Raw genomic sequence first — 19804 nt, 5'->3', positions numbered from 1 at the left:
TCCATCGTGTTTCCCTTCGGTTGAAATCGGGGGAGCAGGTGCCCGACGCCGGCGCCCCGCCCGGGCGGGCGGCGCGCCGACGTCGGGCGCCGGTCAGGACTCGAACGCGGTGGGCAGGTACTGGTCCACGTTCTCGCTGGTGACCACCGGGGCGTTGAGCACCACCCGGTTGGGCACCTCGATCTCCACCAGGTCGCTCATCGCCTTGTCCTGGGCGATCAGCCGGGCCAGCCGGATGCCGTCGGCGGCCTGGGTGTGCGGGTAGATGATCGTGGCCTGCATGACCGAGTCCCCGGCCTGGATCTCCCGCATCGCGTTCGCCGAGCCGGCGCCGCCGACCATGATGAACTCGTCCCGGCCGGCGGCGTCGATCGCGGCGAGCACACCGATGCCCTGGTCGTCGTCGTGGTTCCACAGCGCGTCGATCTCCGGGGCAGCGGAGAGCAGCTGCGACGCCGCGGCCTCCCCGCCCTGGACGGTGAAGTCCGCGGCCACCCGGTTGCTGACTTCCAGCCCGCAGTCCGCCAGGGCGTCCTCGAAGCCCTGGCTGCGGTCCTGGGTGAGCGGCAACGAGTCGATGCCGGCGATCTCGGCGACCACGGCGTCGGGATCGTCGCCGACCTGTTCGCAGATGTAGGTGCCGGCGCTGACACCCATCCCGTAGTTGTCGCCGAGCACCGTGGTGCGCGCGGCGAACGGGGAGGAGAACTCGCGGTCCACGTTGATCACCGGGATGCCGGCGTCCATGGCGCGGGTCGCGACGTCGGTGAGTGCCGCGCCGTCGGTGGGCAGCAGGACGATCGCGTCGACGTCGTCGTTGATGAACTGCTCCACCTGGCTGATCTGCAGGTTCGCGTCATTGGTGCCTTCGGCGACGCGCAGGTCGATGTCCGGGTACTTTTCCGCCTCGGCCAGGGCGGCGGAGTTGATGGCGCCGAGCCAGCCGTGGTCGGCGGCCGGGCCGGAGAAGCCGATGACGACGGCGTCGCCCTCGGCCTGGTTGCCTTCGACTGAGTTGTTGGTCGGTTCCGTGCTGGTGTCCTCGCCGCTGGAACATCCGGTGAGGACCAGTCCGCCGACGGCGAGAAACGCCGCGGTGGTGACCAGCTGCCTCCGGCCCGACATGCGTGCTGCGTGCATGGCTTTCTCCTCTGTTGATGGGGCGCTGCGGTGCCCGCTGAGGCCCGCAGGAACCTGGGTTCCGCCCCGCACCTCATCGTGACAGGCTTCACAGTAACAGAAGTCCGGCGATAAAGCGCCAACATACTACTGACAATCGACATAAGTGTGTATGCTCCGTCGCATGACCGCATCCCACGAGGCCCCGGCCGCCGCCGCAGCCCGGCCGGAACCGCTGCTGGAAGTCCGGAACCTGACCAAGAGCTTCGCCGGGGTGCCCGCCCTGCGCGGGGTGGACCTGCAGGTGCTGCGCGGCGAGGTGCACTGCGTGCTCGGGCAGAACGGGGCCGGCAAGTCCACGCTCATCAAGGCCCTCTCCGGGGTGCACCAGCCCGACGGCGGCGAGATCCGCTGGCAGGGCGAGCCGGTGCAGCTGCCGCGCCCGACGGCGGCGCTGGAGCTGGGCATCGCCACCATGTACCAGGAGCTGGACGTGGTGGACGGGCTGACCGTCGCGGAGAACATCTTCCTCGGCCACGAGGACGCCCGGGCCGGGGTGCTGCGGGTGCGCGATACCCGCCGTCGGGCCCGGGAGCTGCTGGCCCGGCTGGGCCACACCGATCTGTCCCCGGCCACGGAGGTCGGCTCGCTGTCCGCGGCCGGCAAGCAGATCGTGTCCATGGCCCGGGCGCTGTCCCGCAACGCGAAGCTGATCATCATGGACGAGCCGAGCGCCATCCTGGACACCGGGGAGGTGGAGAACCTGTTCCGGGTGATCCGCGAACTCACCGCGCAGGGCATCGCGATCGTGTACATCTCGCACCGGCTGGAGGAGATCCGGCAGATCGGCAGCCGCATCTCGGTGATCAAGGACGGCTACAGCACCGCCTCCTCGCTGCCGGTGGCGGCCACCAGCCGGGCGGACCTGGTCCGGCTGATGACCGGCCGCGACGCGGTCAACGTGTTTCCGCCCCGCGCGCCGGCGGACGCGGACGCGGAGCCGGCGCTGGAGGTCGAGGGCCTGGCGCTGGCCGGGGTCTTCCGCGACGTGAGCTTCTCCGTGCGGCCGGGGGAGATCTTCGGGCTGGCCGGGCTGGTGGGCTCCGGGCGCTCGGAGATCCTGGAGACCATCTACGGGGCGCGCCGCTCCACCGCCGGCACGGTGAAGGTGCTCGGCAAGACGCTGCGCCCGGGCTCGGTGCCCGCGGCGATCGACGTCGGCCTGGGCCTGTCCCCGGAGGAGCGCAAGAGCCAGGGCCTGCTGCTGGAGGAGCCGATCTACCGCAACGCGACGCTGTCCACCTTTGAACGCTTCGCCCGCCGCGGCCTGCTCAACGAACGCCGCGAAAAGGAGGCCACCCGGACCCAGGCGGAGGCCGTGCAGCTGCATCCGGCGGATCCGGAGCGGCCTGCCCGCACCCTCTCCGGCGGCAATCAGCAGAAGGTGCTGCTGGCCCGCTGGCTGATCCACGGCACCCGGGTGCTGCTGCTCGATGAGCCGACCCGCGGCGTCGACGTCGGCGCCAAGACCGAAATCTACGGGCTGATCCGGGCGCTGGCCGCCAACGGGGTGGCCGTGGTGGTGGTCTCCAGCGAACTGGAGGAGGTGCTCGGGCTGGCGGACCGGGTGCTGGTGCTCGACGCCGGCCGGGTGCTCGCCACCGGCAACGCAACCGACATGGATGAGCACACCGTGCTTGACCTGGTGCTGAAAGGAAACGCGCAGTGAGTGAGTCCAAGACGACGGCGGTCCAGCCGCCCCCGGCCGGCGGCGCCGCCGCCGCGCCCGCCCGCCCGAACCCGCTGCGCAGCGTGCTCAGCGGCTCCGCCGGGCGCAACCTCGGGCTGGTGATCGCCCTGCTGGTGCTGTGCGTGGTGGGCGCGTTGACCAGCGGGGACCGGTTCCTGAACGTGGAGAACGCGCTGACCATCCTGCGCTACGCCTCGATCATCGGGGTGATCTGCGTGGGCATGACCTTCGTGATCACCGCCGGCGGGATCGACCTGTCCGTCGGCTCGGTGATGGGCCTGACCACCGTGGTGGCGTCGCTGACCGCCGTGCAGCGGACCGCCGGGGAGACCAGCTGGCTGCTGATGGTGGCGGTGGCGCTCGCCGTCGGGATCTTCGCCGGGCTGATCAACGGGGTGATCATCGCCTACGGCAACGTGGTGGCGTTCATCGCCACCCTGGCCATGCTGGTGGCCGCCCGCGGCGCCGCAGAGCTGATCTCCGGGCGGCGCACGCAGATTGTCATCGAGCGGGACTTTTTGTCGGTGATGCGCTCGAACTTCCTGGGCGTGCCGCTGCTGATCTGGATCTTCGCGCTGGTGGCCGCGGCCGGCTGGTTCCTGCTCAACCGCACCACCTTCGGCCGCCGCACGGTGGCGATCGGCGGGAACCTGGAGGCGGCCCGGCTGGCCGGCATCAAGGTCAAACGGCACATCGTCTGGCTGTACATCCTCTCCGGCATCACCGTCGGCATCGCCGGGGTGATGATGATGGGCCGCACCACCGCCGGGACCTCCACCCACGGGCTGCTGTTTGAGCTGGACGCGATCGCCGCCGTCGTCGTCGGCGGCACGCTGCTGATCGGCGGGCGCGGCACGATCGTGGGCACCGTGCTGGGCGTGCTGCTGTTCAGTATCCTCACCAACGTGTTCACGCAGAACAACCTGGATACCTCGGTGCAGCAGGTGGCCAAGGGCGCGATCATCGTGGTCGCGGTGCTGCTGCAGCAGCGGTTCGCGGTGCGCGGCACCGGCCGGCGCAAGGGCGCGTTGTGAGGCGCCCGGGCGGCGTCGGGATGGGGGCCGATTTGGGTGGCGGGGCGGCGTTCGGGGGCCGGGCCGGGATGGCCGGCGGTGCCGGCCAATTGGCCGTTGACCTGCGAAGTAACGCCGATTCCTGTGCTTCAATTGCCCAGTGGTCGATATAAGGAAGACGGCGCCTGCCTACGCCGGCGCCAGTGAACTGTTCCAGCTGCTGCGCGACGGGCAGCCGCGTACCCGCAGTGAGCTGGCGGACCTGATGGGGGTGGCGCGGTCCACGATCGCGCTGCGCCTGGACGCGCTGATGGGCCTGGGCCTGGTGGCGCCGGTGGAGGACGCCGTGTCCACCGGCGGCCGGCCGTCGTCGCGGTTCGCGATGAGCACCGGGGCGCAGGTGGTGCTCGGCGTGGACATCGGCGCCTCGCACCTGCGGGTGGGGCTGACCGACCTGGCCGGCGGCTGCCTGGCCGATGCGCTGCGGGACCTGCCGGTGAGCAACGGCCCCGAGGCGGTGCTGGACACCGTGGCCGAGCTCGCCGCCGAACTGCTGGAGCAGGCAGGCCGCTCGACGCGGGACCTGCTGGCGGTCGGCGTCGGGGTGCCGGGGCCGGTGGAGCACAGCACCGGCCGGCCGATCAATCCGCCGATCATGCCCGGCTGGCACGGCTTCGACGTACCCGGCTACCTGGGGGAGAAGCTGGGCGCGCCGGTGCTGGTGGACAACGACGTGAACGTGATGTCGGTGGGGGAGCGCGAGGCGGCGTGGCCGGACGTGGAAAACCTGATCTTCGTGAAGGTGGCCACCGGCATCGGCGCCGGGATCATCTGCAACGGGGAGCTGCTGCGCGGCGCGGACGGGGTGGCCGGGGACATTGGGCACATCCGGGTGCCGCGCGGGGAGGACATGCTCTGCCGGTGCGGGAACTACGGCTGCCTGGAGGCGCTGGCCTCCGGCCCGGCGGTGGCCGCGAAGCTGCGCGAGTCGGGCTTGGACGCCCGGGACGGCCGGGACGTGGTGGCATTGGTGAACAGCGGGGACCAGCAGGCCGTGCATGCGGTGCGGCAGGCCGGCCGCGACGTCGGTGAGGTGCTCTCCGCCTGCCTGAGCATGATGAATCCGGCGGTGATCGTGATCGGCGGATCGATGGCGCTGACCGGTGAGCACTTCATTGCCGGGGTGCGGGAGGTGGTGTACTCGCGGACCATGCCGCTGGCCACCCAGCACCTGCGGATCGTGCAGTCCGCGTCCGGGCTGGACGCCGGGATGCTGGGGGCGTCCATGCTGGCGATCCACCATGCACTGTCGGTGGAGAGCGTGGACCGGATGCTGGCCGCGGGTGCTGGGGTCTAAAGGCAACCGCCGGGTCAAACTGTTTGCGAATGGTTGGCCCGGGTGCAAGGAAATGTTTACCGCTGATTCACCTCGGCTGCATTAACTCGGAGGGCCCCCACCGAGCACTAACCCGAGGTTCCCTTGAATACCACGTCGACTTCCAGCTTGCCGTCCTCTGCACACGTTCCACCTTCCGTCAGCGGATTGTTCAATTTCCGTGATGCGGCAGTTGAAACCGGAACTCCGGGACTGCGCAGGGGAGTTCTTTTCCGCTCCGGGGCCCTGAACGAGCTGAAAGCTGCCGATCTCGCGGAACTCGCCGCGGCCCGGATCGCCACGGTGGTTGACCTGCGCGAACCGGTGGAGCGTGCGGCTGCTCCCGACGTTGTTCCGGCCGGCACCCGGGTGGTGAACCTGCCTCTCTACCGGGGAGAGATCCCGGTCTCCGAACCCATCGAGGCCGTCTACCGGCACCTGCTGCAGAACTGCGCGCAGGAAGTGACCAACGCCGTCGGCGAGACGATCCGGAGCCTTAACGGCGGGGTCCTGGTGCACTGCGCTGCCGGCAAAGACCGCACCGGGCTGGTTATCGCGCTGACGCTCGCCGCTGCCGGCGCCTCCCGCCGCGCCATTGTGGAGGACTACTCCCGAACGGAAGCAGCCCTCCCCGCGTCCTTCCGCCAGGCTGTGCTCCGGCGTCTGGACGCCCGCATCGCCGATCCGGTGGAAAAGGCCGCTGCCGTGCGGCTGCATCTCTCCAGCCCGCCCGCGGTCCTGGACCATGTCCTGACGGTTCTGGCGGAGGAATCCTTCGGCGGCGAGACGGGGGCCGCCGCCTACCTGCGGAAGCACGGGTTGGGCCAGGACCTGCTGGACCACGCCCGGACCTCCCTGCGTGGATCCGGGGCTCCCGCAGCATGAACGCACGCGGGTACACCCTGATCCACCTCACGGACACCCATCTGCGCCCGCCCGGTGAACTGCTCTTCGGGTCCCTGGACACCTGGGCACGCACAGCGCAGGCTCTGGAGGCCGCAGCCCGCTACCGGCCCGACGCCGTCGTGGTCACCGGTGACATCGCCGATTCCGGCACGGACATCTACGCGGACGCCGCCCGGCTCTTCGCCCGGGCAGCCCGGACGCTGGCCTGCCCGGTCATCGTGCTGCCCGGCAACCATGACGTCCCCGGCGCTCCGGCATGGGAGGCGAAAGCCTTCACGGGATCGCGGACCGCCACCGGCCCCGGCCCCGGCAACGACGTGCACATCGTCGGCGGGCTGCGCGTGATCACGCTGGATTCGGACGACCCCGGACGCCCCGCGGGCCGGCTCACCGAAGGGCAGCTGGATTGGCTCCGTTCCGTCCTCCGACGGCCCGCCCCGGACGGCACGCTGCTGGCCCTGCACCATCCTCCCGTCAGTTCGCTGCTTCCGCAGCTGGCCGGGCGGGGCCTCGCCCGGCCAGCGGAACTCGCAGGGGTGGTGGCCGGCACGGACGTCCGGGCCATCCTGTGCGGGCACTACCATCACGTGGTCTCGGGACGGTTGGGCGGGGTGCCGGTCTGGGCCGGCCCGGCGGTGTCCTACGCCCAGGATCTCCTTGCCGCGCCGGAGACCGTCCAGGGCCTGGACCGCAGCTGGTTCTCGGTGATCCGGCTGGAGGCAGACGGCTTCAGCGCCGTCCCCGTGCCGCTGCAGACCTCCGGGGCCCCGGTGTTCACGAAGCCCGTTGTCCACGGCGGGAACCTCGCCGCCACGGCCACCCTCCCTTCCACCCATCCCCTTCCGGTTCCCGAACGGGTGCCGGGTCATGTCCGCCGGCCGCAGCCGTTGCTGCCGGTTTCCCAAGGAGAATCCATTGCTGCACCGCTATAAGTACCCCGCCCTCGCCCTTGCTGCCGTGGCTCTGCTGACCGCCTGCGGCGGGGGTGCCGACGGCGCCGACAGCGCTTCGGACGCCTCACCTTCCGGCACCCCCGCAGGAGCCGGCGGCAGCCTCACGGTGTACACCTCCGAGCCGCAGGCCAAGATCGACGAGCTGGTCGCCGCCTACAACGAAGTTAACCCGGACGTCAGCGTGGAAGTGTTCCGCGCCGGCACGGGGGAGCTGAAGACCCGGATCGCCACCGAGAAGGAGACAGGAGGCATCCAGGCCGACGTGATCCTCGCTGCCGATGTCCCCACCTTCGAGGCGTACGCCGCTGAGGGGGACCTGCAGGTCCTGGACATCGACAACACCGGTGAACTGAACCCTGACGTCGTCGACGCCGAGGGCTACTACGTGGGCACCCGCATCATTCCCACGGTCATCGCCTACAACACCACGCTGGTGGACAGCGCCCCCGAGTCCTGGGCCGATCTGGTCGACGAGCAGTACAAGGGCATGATCGCCATGCCGAACCCTGACGTGTCCGGTGCGGCTGCCTTCAATACCGCCGTCTGGCTCGAAACCCCGGCCCTGGGCGAGACTTGGCTGACGGACCTGGTCAACAATGACCCGACCGTGCTGGAAAGCAACGGCCCGGTGGGCCAGGCCGTCGCGGCAGGAACCTCGGGCATCGGCATCGTGGTGGACTACGTGGCCCGCGAACTGGCGGATAAGGGCTCGCCCGTCAGCCTTGCCTACCCCACCGACGGCGTGCCGTACGTCTCCCAGCCCGCCGGCGTCTTCACCGATGCGAAGAACCCGGAGGCCGCCCATGAGTTCGTGGAGTTCCTGGTCTCGAAGGAGGGCCAGGAACTGGCGGTGGCGCAGTCCTACCTTCCGGTGCGCGACGACGCCGGTGTCCCCGCGGGTGCCCCTGCCCTCGCCGATCTGGAACTGCTGAATCCCGACCTCGCGGCCATCGCCGAAAAGCAGGCCAGTTCCGTCGCGAAGTTCAATGAGCTTCTCAAGTAACGCTCTCGGCAACGCTGGGGTCCGGCCGGCGGCGCGCTTCGGCGCCGCCGGCAGCGCTGGGGTCCGGCCGGCGGCGCGCTTCGGCGCCGCCGGCAGGGGGCCCCGGGGTGACGGACTGCACTGGCTTCGGCTGGCGGTCTGGGCGGTGCTGGCCCTGCTGGTGCTCCTCCCGCTCGGCGTCATTGCGTTCCGTGGTGCCCAGCCGTCCAACGCCGGGGTGCTCACGGACCCCGACGTCCTGGCTGCAGCGTGGAATTCGCTGTCGTCCGCGGCGGGATCAGCGGTGCTGGCCACCGCCTTCGGTGCACTGCTGGCCGTGGTTCTCGACCGCACCGATCTGCCGGGGCGGACCGTGCTGCGCTGGATCTTCCTGCTGCCGTTCCTCATCCCGCCGTTCATCGGCGCGATGTCCTGGATGGCGCTGCTCGCTCCGGCCGGGACCGTGAACCGGACCCTGATGGCGCTGACCGGCTCCGCGGACCCGGTGCTCGACATTTTCGGCGGCACGGGAGTGGTCTTCCTGCTCGCCGTTCACTCCTATCCGCTGGCCTACCTGGTGATCAGCGCAGCGCTGCGCCGGGTCCCGGGCAGCCTGGAGGAAGCCGCCCGGATCAGCGGAGCGGGCGGCCTGCGCACCTTCTGCCAGGTGACCCTGCCCCTGGTGCGTCCCGCCGTGGTCGCGGCGTTCGTGCTCACGCTGGTGGCCAACCTTTCCGACTTCGGGATTCCCGCGCTCATCGGGCTGCCGGAGCGGTACACCACGCTGACCACGCTGGTGTACCGCTACCTCGCCTCCGGCACCGTGACCAATCCGCTGCCGGCCGTGGCCGCGATCGGCGTCGTGCTGCTTGTCCTGGGTCTGGCCGCCGTGCTGCTGCAGCGTCGGCTGCCCGGCGGCAGCGAACTCGGCGGCTCCGGAGCGCCTTCGCTGCCGCTGCAGCTGGGCGCCGCCCGCTGGGGCGTGGCCGCGCTGCTGTGGTGGACCGCCGTCGTCGTCTGTGTCCTGCCGCTGATGGCACTGACCGAGCAGGCGCTGCTGCCCGCCCCCGGTGTTCCGCTGACCTGGGAGAACCTGACGCTGGAGAACATCACCCGCGCCGTGACCAGCGGCGGAGCGCTCACCGGGATCGCCAACTCGGTGATGCTCGCGCTCGGCGCAGCGGCAGCCTGTGGTGTCCTGGGGCTGTGTGTCGGTGCGCTCCTGACCCGTACCCGGCATCGTTCCAACGCCGCCCTGGACGTCACTGCGATGCTGCCGCAGGCCCTGCCGGGACTCGTCCTGGCCGTCGCCTGGCTGCTGGTCGCTCCTGCGCTGGGGATCTTCAACACGCCGTGGGTGATCCTCGGTGCGTACGTGATGGCGTTCCTGGCCCTGGTGGTCCAATCGGTGCGTGCGCCGCTGGAATCCGTGCCGGTGTCCCTGGACGAGGCAGCGCGCATCTCCGGTGCCGGTCCGCTGCGGACATTGCGGGACGTGGCACTGCGGCTGAGCGTGCCCGCGGCGGTGAGCGGCGCCGTCGTCGTCGCGCTGACCGCGGTGCGTGAACTGACCATCTCGATCCTCCTGGTCGCGCCTGGATCCCAGACCCTGGGTGTGGTCATCTTCAACCTCCAGCAGGCCGGAGACTACAACTCGGCGTCCGCCCTGGCGCTGCTGATCACGATTGTCGGCGTCGCGGGCCTCTCCGCGACCGCCGCCGTGGGCGCCCGCCGCACCGCGCGCACCCGCCTCCAGAAGGGAAAGTAATGTCTTCAATCAGCCTGCAAGGCCTGCGCCACGTCTATGCCAACGGCCACGTCGGCCTGTCGGATGTTGACCTTGACGTGCACGACGGCGAGTTCCTGGCCCTGTTGGGCCCCTCGGGGTCCGGGAAGACCACCCTGCTGCGCAGCATTGCCGGATTCGTTCAACCCGAGGCCGGCACCCTTCGCCTCGGCGGCAAGCCGGTCTCGGGACCGGGGGTCTGGATTCCGCCCGAGAAGCGGAACCTGGGCATGGTCTTCCAGGACCACGCGATCTGGCCGCACTGGTCCGTGGCCCGGAACGTCGGATATCCGCTGCGGCTTGCGGGCGTGGCCCGCAGAGAAGCGGAGGTCCGGGTGCGCAGTGTGCTGGGACTGGTCGGCCTGGACGGTCTGGGGGACCGGGCACCGGCGGCCCTTTCCGGAGGCCAGCGCCAGCGGGTGGCCCTGGCCCGGGCGATTGCCGGCGCTCCGCAGGCCCTTCTGCTGGACGAAGCACTGTCCTCGCTCGATGAGCCGCTGCGGGCGAGGCTGCGTTTGGACCTCAAAGCTCTGACCAGCGAGCAGGGGCTGACCTCGGTGCACGTCACCCATGACCGGGCGGAGGCGCTGGCTCTGGCGGACAGGGTTGCTGTCCTGCGCGCGGGGCGCATTGAACAAGTCGGCACGCCACAGGATCTGGTGCGCCACCCGGCGTCGGCGTTTGTGGCGTCCTTCGTCAACGATGCCGTCCTGCTGGAGGGCACCTGGGCAGAGGGGCGCTTTGAGATCGCGGAAGGACTCAGCATCCCCGTGGCGCGGCTCGAAGCCGGGCCCTGCCTGGGACCCGATGGGCTGGGGCACACCGCGCTCGCCGTGACCGCCGCGGTGTCTCCGCTGGACCTGGTGCTGCACCCGCACATCGGTGACGGCTCAGGCCGGGCACGGGCCGGTGTGGTGACCTCCTCGCTCTACGGGCCGCACGGGTTTGATGTTTCGGTTCACTGGGAGGGCAGGACGCTGCGGGCACATGTCACGGGATGGGCGCCCAGGCCGGGGGATCGCGTGGTGCCGGAGGTGCTCCGCGCCCGCGTCTTCGCGTCACAGACCGCAGGCACGGCTGCTTCCCACCCCGAGCTGGTGCCGGCATGATCGGGCACGGGAGGCCGCCCGAACGGCTGGTCCTGGTCCGGCACGGCGAAACGGACTGGAACCAGGAGCGGCGGTTGCAGGGCCGCACCGACAACCCGCTCAATGACGTGGGCCGTGCCCAGGCACGTGCGGCAGGGCGGCTGTTGGCGGCTGCTTCGTGGGACATGGTGGTCTCGTCGCCGCTGCAGCGTGCCGTGCAGACAGCCCAGATCATCGCGGACACGGCCGGACTCAGGACCGGAGGCACCGTCCCGGGGTTGGTGGAGCGGGATTATGGAACGGCGGAAGGCCTGCACCTGAACGGCCCGACGGAACCGCAGCTGACGGCCGCGCTTGGCATCGGTGAGCCGGAGGACGCCGTGGCGCAGCGCGGGCTCGCCGCGCTGCGCACTGTGGCCGGGCAGTATCCCGGCCAGCGGATCATCGCCGTGGCTCACGGCACGCTGATCAGGCTCACCCTCTCGGAACTGACCGGCCGGCCGTATCCGCGGGTGCTGAACGGCGAGGCGGTGGAGGTTCCACTGGACGTGCTGGTCGATGGGTCGCGGGTGTAGGCGGCCGGTTGTTGCTGGAGGGCGCGGAGTCGGGGTGGCGCGTTCATAGCGGAGCCGTCGGTCCGCTTGGCTGGGACTAAGCCGAACGGAGGTCGGTGATCACGCGCCGCCGAGCCCCGGTAGCCCGATTCGTAAGTATGCGCAGAAAGTTCTCACATTGGACCTCGTTGCGCTTCGAGTACTCCGCCTTGGGGCACGCAGAAATTGGTTCATCTTCGGGGCTTCCATTGTCTTCCTGGCTGCAGTGGTGAGGCGGTTCATCCCCGGGGGTGCGGGAGATGCACTCCTCACTGACCCGACACTAATGGGAGCCGCCGCGCTCTTGGCAGGCTCCTACACGGTCACGTTGGTTGGAGCCATCCTGTATCACTACAAGGGGAAACGCGAAAGGCTGGTGGCGAGTTCACTTGTGGGTGGATTCAAAAAATCCTCAGTCCTCATGGAGTCGGGCGCACTAGGAACGGACCGCTTCAATAAGGAGAGCAAGGCGAGGCCGAAGATGGACCGGAGCGAGAGGCGTTGAGGAGTCACTGCCGGGACGCCATGAGGGCGTAGGCTGGCGAAGCTGTACTAGCCCTGGGGATGACGATGCTTTCGCTGGCCGATCAAGGGTTCGCCCGGATAGGCGGCAGTGGCGTCGCTTCTCAGTTTCTTCGGCAGCCACCAGTGGTTCTTAACAAACGACAGGTTCAGGGTTGCTCCCGTTGGGCCGTGCGCCATCTTGGGTTTCTTCATGCATGCCCTCGTTATCTTGAGCAGGTCCTTGTTCCGCATGTTGGCATCGCTTAGATTCATCGTCACTTGCAGGTATTCAGGAGCGCTTGAGTAGATCATGAAAGAGTACCGTCGGCGGTAGTCCGCCGCCTGCAGGTCGGCAAGAACTGTCGGCAGTATGGCGAAGAGCCCTGCCGCGAGGTTAGGTTCCCCATAGGGGGTGCCATCGTTGGCAGTCAGAACTAACTGGACGACGCACTCGGGAAGCAGCGCGTCGAGTTCGCGCTGCCGCTTTGCCTCGAGACGTTCCGAGATCCATCGGCTCACCCAACGAACTAGCGTGATGAGGCCATCTACCGGTACGTCGGACACTCCAACTGCCCCGGCCCCAAAGCCGTTGATGGGGCCCACGTCAGCCTGATAACCCATGCGCCTAAGGGTGCGTAGAACCGTCTCGGAAATCTCCGCTTCATTACCGGCACGGCCAGCGGTTACATGCGTGACGGCCACAGTGCAGATTTCGGCATACTTCTCCACGTCAGAATCTGCATTAGCTGCCAACGTCTTCCATCCCCCGAACGAATCGAGCTCTCAGGATAGGGAACCTGGGCTTGCTGAGCAACCAGCCTCCAGTCCTGCCCCATCCACAAGAGGGAGGACAGGGTCGGGCCATTCCTCTCAGGGTCAGGCCCCCTGAAATAGGACGGGCAGACAAATTCCACGTCGAGGGCTACCGGCGACCAGGACCGCCGAGTCGTAGCTGGGGAAGCAGAACATCGATCACACCCCATCACTGGCCAGGGCATCTATGCCTGGCCGGACCCGTTCAGGTTCTTAAAGCGACCCAGCCCTGTGAAAGTGTTCAGGTTCGTGCTGGAGCGCTGGCCTACTGGCGCAACGGTGCTGGCCTCCATCCGAGGATGCGAAACATCGATAATTGGGCCTCAGCCACCGGTCCGCATAAGAAGGTTTGCGCGTAGGGATCTATGACTTATTTCGGGCGTCGAGACAGACGGCAGCCCACTCTGCCGGCGGTAAGAACCTTCCAACCCGTTCTTTGGGGAGCAGCTATGACGAGCGGTGCAGGTGGGGCGCCGACCGGTTTCCACCCGCCTGCTTCTTCAGCTTCGCCTCATAGGCTTCCCGCACAGTCTCTGGCAGAGTGCCATACAGGGCTTCGGTCCTGAGAGGACGGGTGATGAGTTCATCAACCAAGTTGTTGATCGCAAGAAAAAAGGTCTCGGCGATCGTTTCGTTATCCTCGTCCGCATAAATGGTTGCCGTCGCATCATCGTCCTGACTGCCATGAAGCGCAGTGTTACCCACGTGCCGGAGAACGTTGAGCAGCTGCATGGTGGGCGACGAAACTCGAGTCTCCAGACGAATCAGCCGCTCATCCAGCCGGGTGCGTGGGGGACACTCGTGATCCAAGGATTTCACAAGCCGCTCTAGGGATGCTCGGCACAGTGCAGCGGCGGCCCTACGTGAAAAAGGAAGCACTGCCACTGCTTCCCGGAACAATTCCGCAGCGTCAGCGGGCATGTCCTCATGAGGGACAGTGAGGGGGCCGCTCGATTCTCCTGTGGGGTCCGGATAAACGAGGTTTTGACCCAGCCAAATGGAATTATTATTACAGGAGAAACACCGGCTGGCCGCCCAAGTGGGCTGCTGTCCAGGTCGCCCAGATCCCCAAGAAAAACTGACAGCATCCGCCAATTCCTCGAGCTGCGAGCTCGCCCCCTCGCCTCTCCCATACAGATCAAACCATTCCTGGCCGGCAAGGGCGGAGCAGCGGGGGCAGTTGAAACTGGCTGACTTATAGGACGGCGAGCGAAGAACTGACGACATAGCGTGATTCTGCCATACGGCGAAAGCACCTGCGGATGGTGCAGCCCGCGCCCGGGCTGGATGACGAGATGCCTGGCGCGTCCATACTGGTGGTCCTTGCTCTGGCTGAGCGGCGCAGCGTCACGGAACTGTCCGAGCTTTGGGCAGCCCCAGGAATTAGGGGGTGCCTCTATGGTTTTCGTCAAGCCGCCGACGGCAGGTTCTTAGGTGCCGGGTCTTCATAAAGTGTGCCATCGCGGAGCATGGCGAACAGGACATCAGAACGGCGCCGGGCCAGGGCAATAATGGCTTGGTTGTGGCGTTTACCTTCCGCACGTTTGCGGTCATAATACGCCCTGGACGGTGGATGATGCAGGGCGGTGAAGGCTGAGAGGAACAGGGCTCGTTTGAGTTTGTTGTTGCCGCGCCAGCTCGGATGCTCGCCGCGTATGGAGGTTCCGGAGCGGCGGGTGAGCGGTGCGATTCCGGCGTAGGAGGCCAAATGGGCGGCGGAGGCGAAGTGTTAGCCGGTGACTTCGGTGAGGATTCGTGCGCAGGTCCTGACGCCGATGCCGGGCATCGAGGTCAGGACCTCGTGAAGAGGGTGGGCCTCCACGAGAGCTTCGACCTGGGAGGCGATCTCGTCTCGTTGCCGGCGCAGCGCCAGGAGCTGCTCGGCAAGCTTGGGCAGCACGATGCCGGCCGCGCCGGTGCCCACGACCACGACCGTCTGTTCACCGAGTGCGTTGAAAATAGCTTCGGTGAGGCGATCGGCAGCCCTTGGTGCGTGTTTCTTCAACCGGGCTCTGACGTGTCCGCGGCCGGCGGTCTTCAACGCCTGCGGGGTTGGATACCGGGTGATCAGGTCTGCCACCGCCGGGTAGTCCAGGTGCGGGCCCAGTGCCCGATCCAGGGCGGGATGGATCTGGGTGAGCAGTCCGCGGATCCGGTTGGAGGTGGCGGTGATCGTCGAGCTGGACCTGTCCACCGCCCCGGACCTGGCGGAGGGCTCGTTCCGTTCCCGGACCACCATCCGCTTCGAGTGCGGAGCTCGGCCAGGGTTTTATCGTCCAGTTCCACCGACCGCAGCGTATGCGGCATGGACCGGGCGGCTTCGGCGATGATGGCCGCGTCCCGGGCGTCGGTTTGGCCTGCCCCGGGTGCAGGTCCGCGATCCGGCGCATCGCCAACCCGGGCAGATACCCCACCGCTGCTCGGGCGGCCTGAGCGACCGCGAAGGGCAGCGCGCCTATCGTCGCGGGCTGATCCACGATGACCAGGACCTTCCCATGGCCGGCGAGTTTGGTGAGGACGACCCGGACTTTAGTTTCGTCCTGCGGCAGCGCTTTGTCGTTGTCGACCATGTTGCTTCTCGAGGGATGAAGAACGTCCGTAATCCCTGAATGAAGAGAGGGCGGCCGTCGTCCTGGTGTCGGGGTCGCTAGGTCGGACCAGGGATTGGTTGATGCGGGCGGCGGTGAGGGTTCAGCCACGTCCCCTTAGTATGCCTTCAAGCCAGGGAGGGCAAGCCAGGGAGGGGCGGGAGTTCGGACGGGTTGCTTGCGGATTTGACTCGCTCCAGAACGGCTAATCAGCGGTGCGGGACTGGATGAGTTCGCCAAGGGCCTCTTTGTTCGGGGCCCGCAAACTCCTCACGATGTCTCCCAGCAGGATTCCTTCGATTTCGTCATAAACCGACAGGCGGACCATGCGCCAGTGGGGACTCTCTTGAGCCCACAAATCTCGAAGAGCATCGTAGAGGGCGCGCTGCTTCCAGCGGGGCGAGCCGTGCCGGTCGTGGAGCCCGTTTGGGTCCGCTCCGCCGAACATTGCTCTCGAGCTAGGATTCTGCCAGAAACCTCCGTAGCTCTGGCAGCGGGATTCGTAGTCCGCACAGTAACCGAGATATGCCTTCGTCCAGGGCATCTCGGGTGCAGGCCCCTCCAAAGTCGCGGCACGATATCGGTTGAAGTGCGCTTGCTCGTCAAACTCGATCAGCAAGCCCCCCTGAAGCGCAATGTCCCACGCACCGCAACGGGCGGGCACTCGTTCCCGGACGCCACCAAGAGTCACGAAGAGGCTGTCGAACAGTGCTTTCGAAGCGCTACTCAGCTGCGCCACTGAGGCAGCGGCAGGTTTTTGGGTTGGCCGATATCCCATTTCCTGTAGCAGAACCCCGAGGTTGTGTTCACTTTTTCCCATGCGCCCACGTTAGCCCAAAGCCGGTCGACATTTGACAGGAACCTATCCCTGGAAAAGGACATAGACTGTGGCGAAACAAGGCTGGGCTGGAATAACATGGCTAAAGTGGTCACGCACGAGGCGAACCACGATCTCCTAGTCCAGCCCGCACAGCGCTGCAGTTCTGTTCTAGCTAAAGGGACGCGTTTCGACAAGACTCGACACGATTGGCTGCGTCAGGGACAGTTAGTCAAAAGGTTTCACTGGAACAGTACTCTGAACGGGTGAACAAACCTGGGGGACACGGCGGCCCGATCCACGGCCTGTACGAAACGCTGCACACTCAACAACTCCAGGACCAGCTGGACCTGCATCCGACGCTGCAGACAGTGTTCGAATCAGTCTCCGAGGACGAATCTCCGGCTCTGCTCGCGGAGCATGTCGCAAACCGAGTCCGCGAAGTACTGGCCGAAGCGAAGCCCGAGGACCGCGTTTCTCTCACCAACAGCATCCTGCAACAGCTCTCGGCGGACACCGTTCAGCCCGGTCCGCACCAGCTCCTATCCGCTTTTCCCACAGACACGCTCAAACGGCGTCAGCTGCGCCGGCCGACCACCCCGCTGCGCAAATCAGCACTGCTGACCAACGGCAAGGACGACCCCAACCTGGCAGCCGAGATCCGCGCAGAAATGGGGTCAGCAGACCGGGTCGACCTGCTCTGTGCGTTCATTCGCTGGACCGGCCTCCGGCTCCTCGAACCTGCTCTCGAGGACCTGCGGGAGCGCGGCGTTGCTCTCCGGGTCATCACGAGCACCTACATGGGTGCCACGGAACGGCGCGCCATTGACGAGTTGGTCGTGAAGTACGGGGCCGAGGTGCGGATCAACTACGAAACCCACGCCACCCGGCTCCACGCCAAAGCCTGGATGTTCCATCGCGCCACCGGGTTCGACACCGCCTACGTCGGCAGCTCCAACCTCAGCGCACCGGCCATGCTGGACGGCCTCGAGTGGAACGTCAAACTCTCCGCCGTCGGCACACCGGAACTGCTGCAAAAGTTCGGCATCACCTTCGACAGCTATTGGCAGCAGCCGGCCTTCCAGCCCTACGACCCCGCCGTCGACGGCGACCGGCTGGATGCCGCCTTGCTCCGCAACGGCGGACGGCAAAGGGCCAGGCCCGACGGCGCCACCGGCCTGGAAATCCGGCCGTACCTTCACCAGCAGGAGATGCTGGAGAACCTGGAAGCCGAACGCACCATCCATGACCGGCATCGCAACCTCCTGGTCGCCGCTACCGGCACCGGCAAAACTGTCATCGCAGCCCTGGACTACAAGCGGCTCTGCGAAGCCGCGGGCCGGGAACTGTCCCTGCTCTTCGTCGCCCACCGGCAGGAGATCCTCAAACAGTCCCTGCAGACCTACCGCGACGTCATGCAGCGAGGCTCCTTTGGGGAGCTCCTGGTCGGCCACTACAAACCGGCACAGTGGAAGCAAGTCTTCGCCAGCGTCCAGTCACTGTCCTCCCTCGACGCCGACCAGCTCGCCGCGCACGACTTCGACGTCGTCGTCATCGACGAGTTCCACCACGCCGAAGCGCCCATTTACCGGCGCCTGCTCGACCGGTTGCAGCCGGCGGAACTGCTCGGCCTGACCGCGACGCCGGAACGCGGCGACGGCGTCAACGTCGCCGACCAGTTCTTCGACGGCCGGGTCGCCGGCGAACTGCGGCTCTGGGACGCCCTCGACGCGGACCTGCTGGTACCTTTCCACTACTTCGGCGTGGCCGACAACGTCGACCTGACCCAGGTGGAATGGAAACGCGGCGGCTCCTACGACATCAATCAGCTGGACGCTCTGTATACCGGCAACGAAGCCCGCGCAGCCAAGGTCATCACCGAACTCAGAGACAAGGTCACGTCCACCAGCGACATGCGTGCGCTGGGGTTCTGCGTGTCGGTCCAGCACGCCGAATACATGGCGGAGGTCTTCAACCGGGCGGGCATCGCTTCCCAGGCAGTCTCCGGTGATACCCCCGAGGACGAACGGGCCGAAGCGCTGCGCCGGCTGCGCAGCCGGGAGCTGAACTGCCTCTTCGCCGTCGATCTCTTCAATGAAGGCCTGGACCTGCCCGAGATCGACACAATCATGCTGCTCCGGCCCACACAGAGCGCGACGGTGTTCATCCAGCAGCTGGGCCGAGGGCTCCGTCGGGCGAAGGACAAAGCGGTTCTGACGGTGCTGGACTACATCGGCCAGCAGCGCCGAGAGTTCCGGTTCGACGCCAAGCTCGGAGCCCTGACCGGGTTCCGCCGCAAAGCGCTGGAGAAGGCTGTGGAGGACGGTTTCCCGTTCCTGCCGTCGGGCTCGCAGATCGTGCTGGACCGGGTGGCGCAGAAGGTTGTTCTGGACAACATCCGCGAGCAGCTGAGGGTGAACAGGAAGCAATTGGTCGCCGAGGTTCGCTCCTACGGCGAGCAGGCGCTGGAGGATTATCTTCGTGAGTCCGGCCGGGACCTGTCGCACGTGTACCGGAAGACGGGGGACTCGTGGACGTCACTGATCCGCGAAGCCGGGCTGATCGACGTCGGCTACCGGCCCGACGTCGGGCTCTCACCGTCACTGCCCCACGGTGACACCGAGGAGGCGCTGCTGCGCAGGATGACCTCGATGCTGTGCATCGACGATCCGGAGCGGGCCGAAGCGTATGCAGACTTGGTGTCCCCTGAGGGGCGCCGCTACGCAGAGCTCAGCCCGCGGGAGCAGATCATGGCCCGGATGCTGTTTTTCGCCATCTGGCCCAATGGTGGGGGACACGCCTCCTACGACGACGGCCTGCAGGTTTTGCGGGGCTACTCGTTGGTCGCGTCGGAGATCCGGCAGCTCGCTGCCCTGGGACTTCAGAACGCCCGGCACGCGCCGCGCGGGCTCGGGCTCGGCCTGCAGCAGGTCCCGCTATATTCCCATGCGACCTACCGCCGTGAGGAAGTGCTCGCTGCGTTGGGGTACTTCGAGCTGGGCGGCCGGATGACTCACCGGGAGGGCGTCGCCTGGTGTCCGGAGGTTGAAACTGATGTCTTCTTCGTGACGCTGGAGAAGGATGCGAAGGACCGGGCTGCCTCGATCATGTACAAGGACTACGCGATGAGTCCTGAGGTCTTTCATTGGGAATCACAGAACGCGACGGCGCCCGAGAGCGTCGCAGGCCGGCGGTACCTCACCCAGCGCAGCAACGGGACGAGGGTGCTGCTGTTCACCCGTCCCCGGGAGAAGGACGAGAACGGAATGACGATGCCGTACACGTGCCTGGGGGAGATGGACTACATGTCGCATTCCGGGTCTCGGCCGATTGCCATCACGTGGAAGCTGCACCGGGCGATGCCTGCCGATATCTATGTTGAGGCGAGTGCTGTCGCACGGTGACAGTGCCGCTAACTTGCACTTCGGTAGATGCTGGGCCCGGTCGCTCTGCGCCCGTGAAGGCCCCAGAAGCTCCCCCCGCTAAGCCGAGACCCGTGTCTCTCGGCTGCGAGGCG

15 protein-coding genes and 1 pseudogene are annotated in these 19804 nt (G+C 67.2%); 11 read left to right on the top strand and 5 right to left on the bottom strand.

Annotated features, from left to right (window positions below):
* Positions 1-93: 93 nt before the first annotated feature.
* The gene (locus tag AC5RUW_RS10980) at positions 94-1140 is read right to left on the bottom strand and encodes a substrate-binding domain-containing protein (protein WP_494160731.1); all 1047 of its coding nucleotides are present in this window, start codon (positions 1138-1140) and stop codon (positions 94-96) included.
* Between the two features lie 232 nt (positions 1141-1372).
* Here AC5RUW_RS10980 and AC5RUW_RS10975 point away from each other — a divergent pair, with 232 nt between their 5' ends.
* The 10 genes from AC5RUW_RS10975 (at position 1373) to AC5RUW_RS10930 (ending at position 12070) form a co-directional block, all read left to right on the top strand.
* Positions 1373-2848, top strand: coding sequence for a sugar ABC transporter ATP-binding protein (locus AC5RUW_RS10975; RefSeq protein WP_494160811.1), 1476 nt, complete (start codon positions 1373-1375; stop codon positions 2846-2848).
* Complete coding sequence (locus AC5RUW_RS10970; protein WP_494160730.1) at positions 2845-3903, top strand: ABC transporter permease; 1059 nt, start codon at positions 2845-2847, stop codon at positions 3901-3903. Before AC5RUW_RS10975 ends, AC5RUW_RS10970 begins: the two co-directional genes overlap by 4 nt.
* Positions 3904-4042: 139 nt before the next feature.
* Positions 4043-5239: an ROK family transcriptional regulator gene (locus AC5RUW_RS10965; RefSeq protein ID WP_494160729.1), complete on the top strand. Its 1197-nt coding sequence runs from the start codon at positions 4043-4045 to the stop codon at positions 5237-5239.
* A 186-nt stretch (positions 5240-5425) separates the two neighbouring features.
* Positions 5426-6142, top strand: a complete 717-nt coding sequence (locus AC5RUW_RS10960) for a tyrosine-protein phosphatase (RefSeq protein ID WP_494160728.1) — start codon at positions 5426-5428, stop codon at positions 6140-6142.
* Positions 6139-7095 carry a metallophosphoesterase gene (locus AC5RUW_RS10955; RefSeq protein ID WP_494160727.1) on the top strand — a complete coding sequence of 319 codons (957 nt, stop codon included), beginning with the start codon at positions 6139-6141 and terminating at the stop codon, positions 7093-7095. The genes AC5RUW_RS10960 and AC5RUW_RS10955 overlap by 4 nt, the downstream gene beginning before the upstream one ends.
* A complete protein-coding gene (locus AC5RUW_RS10950; RefSeq protein ID WP_494160726.1) occupies positions 7079-8119 on the top strand; it encodes an ABC transporter substrate-binding protein in 1041 nt (346 codons plus the stop codon). The genes AC5RUW_RS10955 and AC5RUW_RS10950 overlap by 17 nt, the downstream gene beginning before the upstream one ends.
* A complete protein-coding gene (locus tag AC5RUW_RS10945; RefSeq protein WP_494160725.1) occupies positions 8103-9866 on the top strand; it encodes an ABC transporter permease in 1764 nt (587 codons plus the stop codon). Before AC5RUW_RS10950 ends, AC5RUW_RS10945 begins: the two co-directional genes overlap by 17 nt.
* Positions 9866-10993 carry an ABC transporter ATP-binding protein gene (locus AC5RUW_RS10940; protein ID WP_494160724.1) on the top strand — a complete coding sequence of 376 codons (1128 nt, stop codon included), beginning with the start codon at positions 9866-9868 and terminating at the stop codon, positions 10991-10993. The genes AC5RUW_RS10945 and AC5RUW_RS10940 overlap by 1 nt, the downstream gene beginning before the upstream one ends.
* Positions 10990-11547 (top strand): histidine phosphatase family protein, encoded by a 558-nt coding sequence (locus AC5RUW_RS10935; RefSeq protein WP_494160723.1) that lies wholly within the window; start codon positions 10990-10992, stop codon positions 11545-11547. The genes AC5RUW_RS10940 and AC5RUW_RS10935 overlap by 4 nt, the downstream gene beginning before the upstream one ends.
* Before the next feature lie 157 nt (positions 11548-11704).
* On the top strand, positions 11705-12070 hold the full coding sequence (locus AC5RUW_RS10930) for a hypothetical protein (RefSeq protein ID WP_494160722.1): 366 nt from the start codon (positions 11705-11707) through the stop codon (positions 12068-12070).
* A 47-nt stretch (positions 12071-12117) separates the two neighbouring features.
* Here AC5RUW_RS10930 and AC5RUW_RS10925 read toward each other — a convergent pair whose 3' ends face one another.
* The 4 genes and pseudogenes from AC5RUW_RS10925 to AC5RUW_RS10910 form a co-directional block, all read right to left on the bottom strand.
* Positions 12118-12798 (bottom strand): hypothetical protein, encoded by a 681-nt coding sequence (locus tag AC5RUW_RS10925; protein ID WP_494160721.1) that lies wholly within the window; start codon positions 12796-12798, stop codon positions 12118-12120.
* 531 nt (positions 12799-13329) lie between these two features.
* Positions 13330-13803 (bottom strand): DUF4145 domain-containing protein, encoded by a 474-nt coding sequence (locus AC5RUW_RS10920; RefSeq protein WP_494160720.1) that lies wholly within the window; start codon positions 13801-13803, stop codon positions 13330-13332.
* A gap of 487 nt (positions 13804-14290) precedes the next feature.
* A pseudogene (locus tag AC5RUW_RS10915) lies at positions 14291-15440 on the bottom strand (IS110 family RNA-guided transposase); the annotation flags it as partial.
* A 235-nt stretch (positions 15441-15675) separates the two neighbouring features.
* The gene (locus AC5RUW_RS10910; protein ID WP_494160719.1) at positions 15676-16290 is read right to left on the bottom strand and encodes a DUF7255 family protein; all 615 of its coding nucleotides are present in this window, start codon (positions 16288-16290) and stop codon (positions 15676-15678) included.
* A 263-nt stretch (positions 16291-16553) separates the two neighbouring features.
* Here AC5RUW_RS10910 and AC5RUW_RS10905 point away from each other — a divergent pair, with 263 nt between their 5' ends.
* A complete protein-coding gene (locus AC5RUW_RS10905; protein ID WP_494160718.1) occupies positions 16554-19691 on the top strand; it encodes a DEAD/DEAH box helicase in 3138 nt (1045 codons plus the stop codon).
* The last annotated feature ends 113 nt before the right edge of the window (positions 19692-19804 follow it).

Source organism: Arthrobacter sp. Y3222053, assembly GCF_059092805.1.
This window is presented reverse-complemented; position numbering and strand designations above follow the sequence as displayed.

Coding starts and splice junctions, on each gene's coding strand:
- AC5RUW_RS10955 (WP_494160727.1), top strand. CDS start 6,139: ATGAACGCACGCGGGTACACCCTGATCCACCTCACGGACACCCATCTG.
- AC5RUW_RS10910 (WP_494160719.1), bottom strand. CDS start 16,290: ATGGGAAAAAGTGAACACAACCTCGGGGTTCTGCTACAGGAAATGGGA.
- AC5RUW_RS10940 (WP_494160724.1), top strand. CDS start 9,866: ATGTCTTCAATCAGCCTGCAAGGCCTGCGCCACGTCTATGCCAACGGC.
- AC5RUW_RS10935 (WP_494160723.1), top strand. CDS start 10,990: ATGATCGGGCACGGGAGGCCGCCCGAACGGCTGGTCCTGGTCCGGCAC.
- AC5RUW_RS10945 (WP_494160725.1), top strand. CDS start 8,103: ATGAGCTTCTCAAGTAACGCTCTCGGCAACGCTGGGGTCCGGCCGGCG.
- AC5RUW_RS10920 (WP_494160720.1), bottom strand. CDS start 13,803: ATGCCCGCTGACGCTGCGGAATTGTTCCGGGAAGCAGTGGCAGTGCTT.
- AC5RUW_RS10980 (WP_494160731.1), bottom strand. CDS start 1,140: ATGCACGCAGCACGCATGTCGGGCCGGAGGCAGCTGGTCACCACCGCG.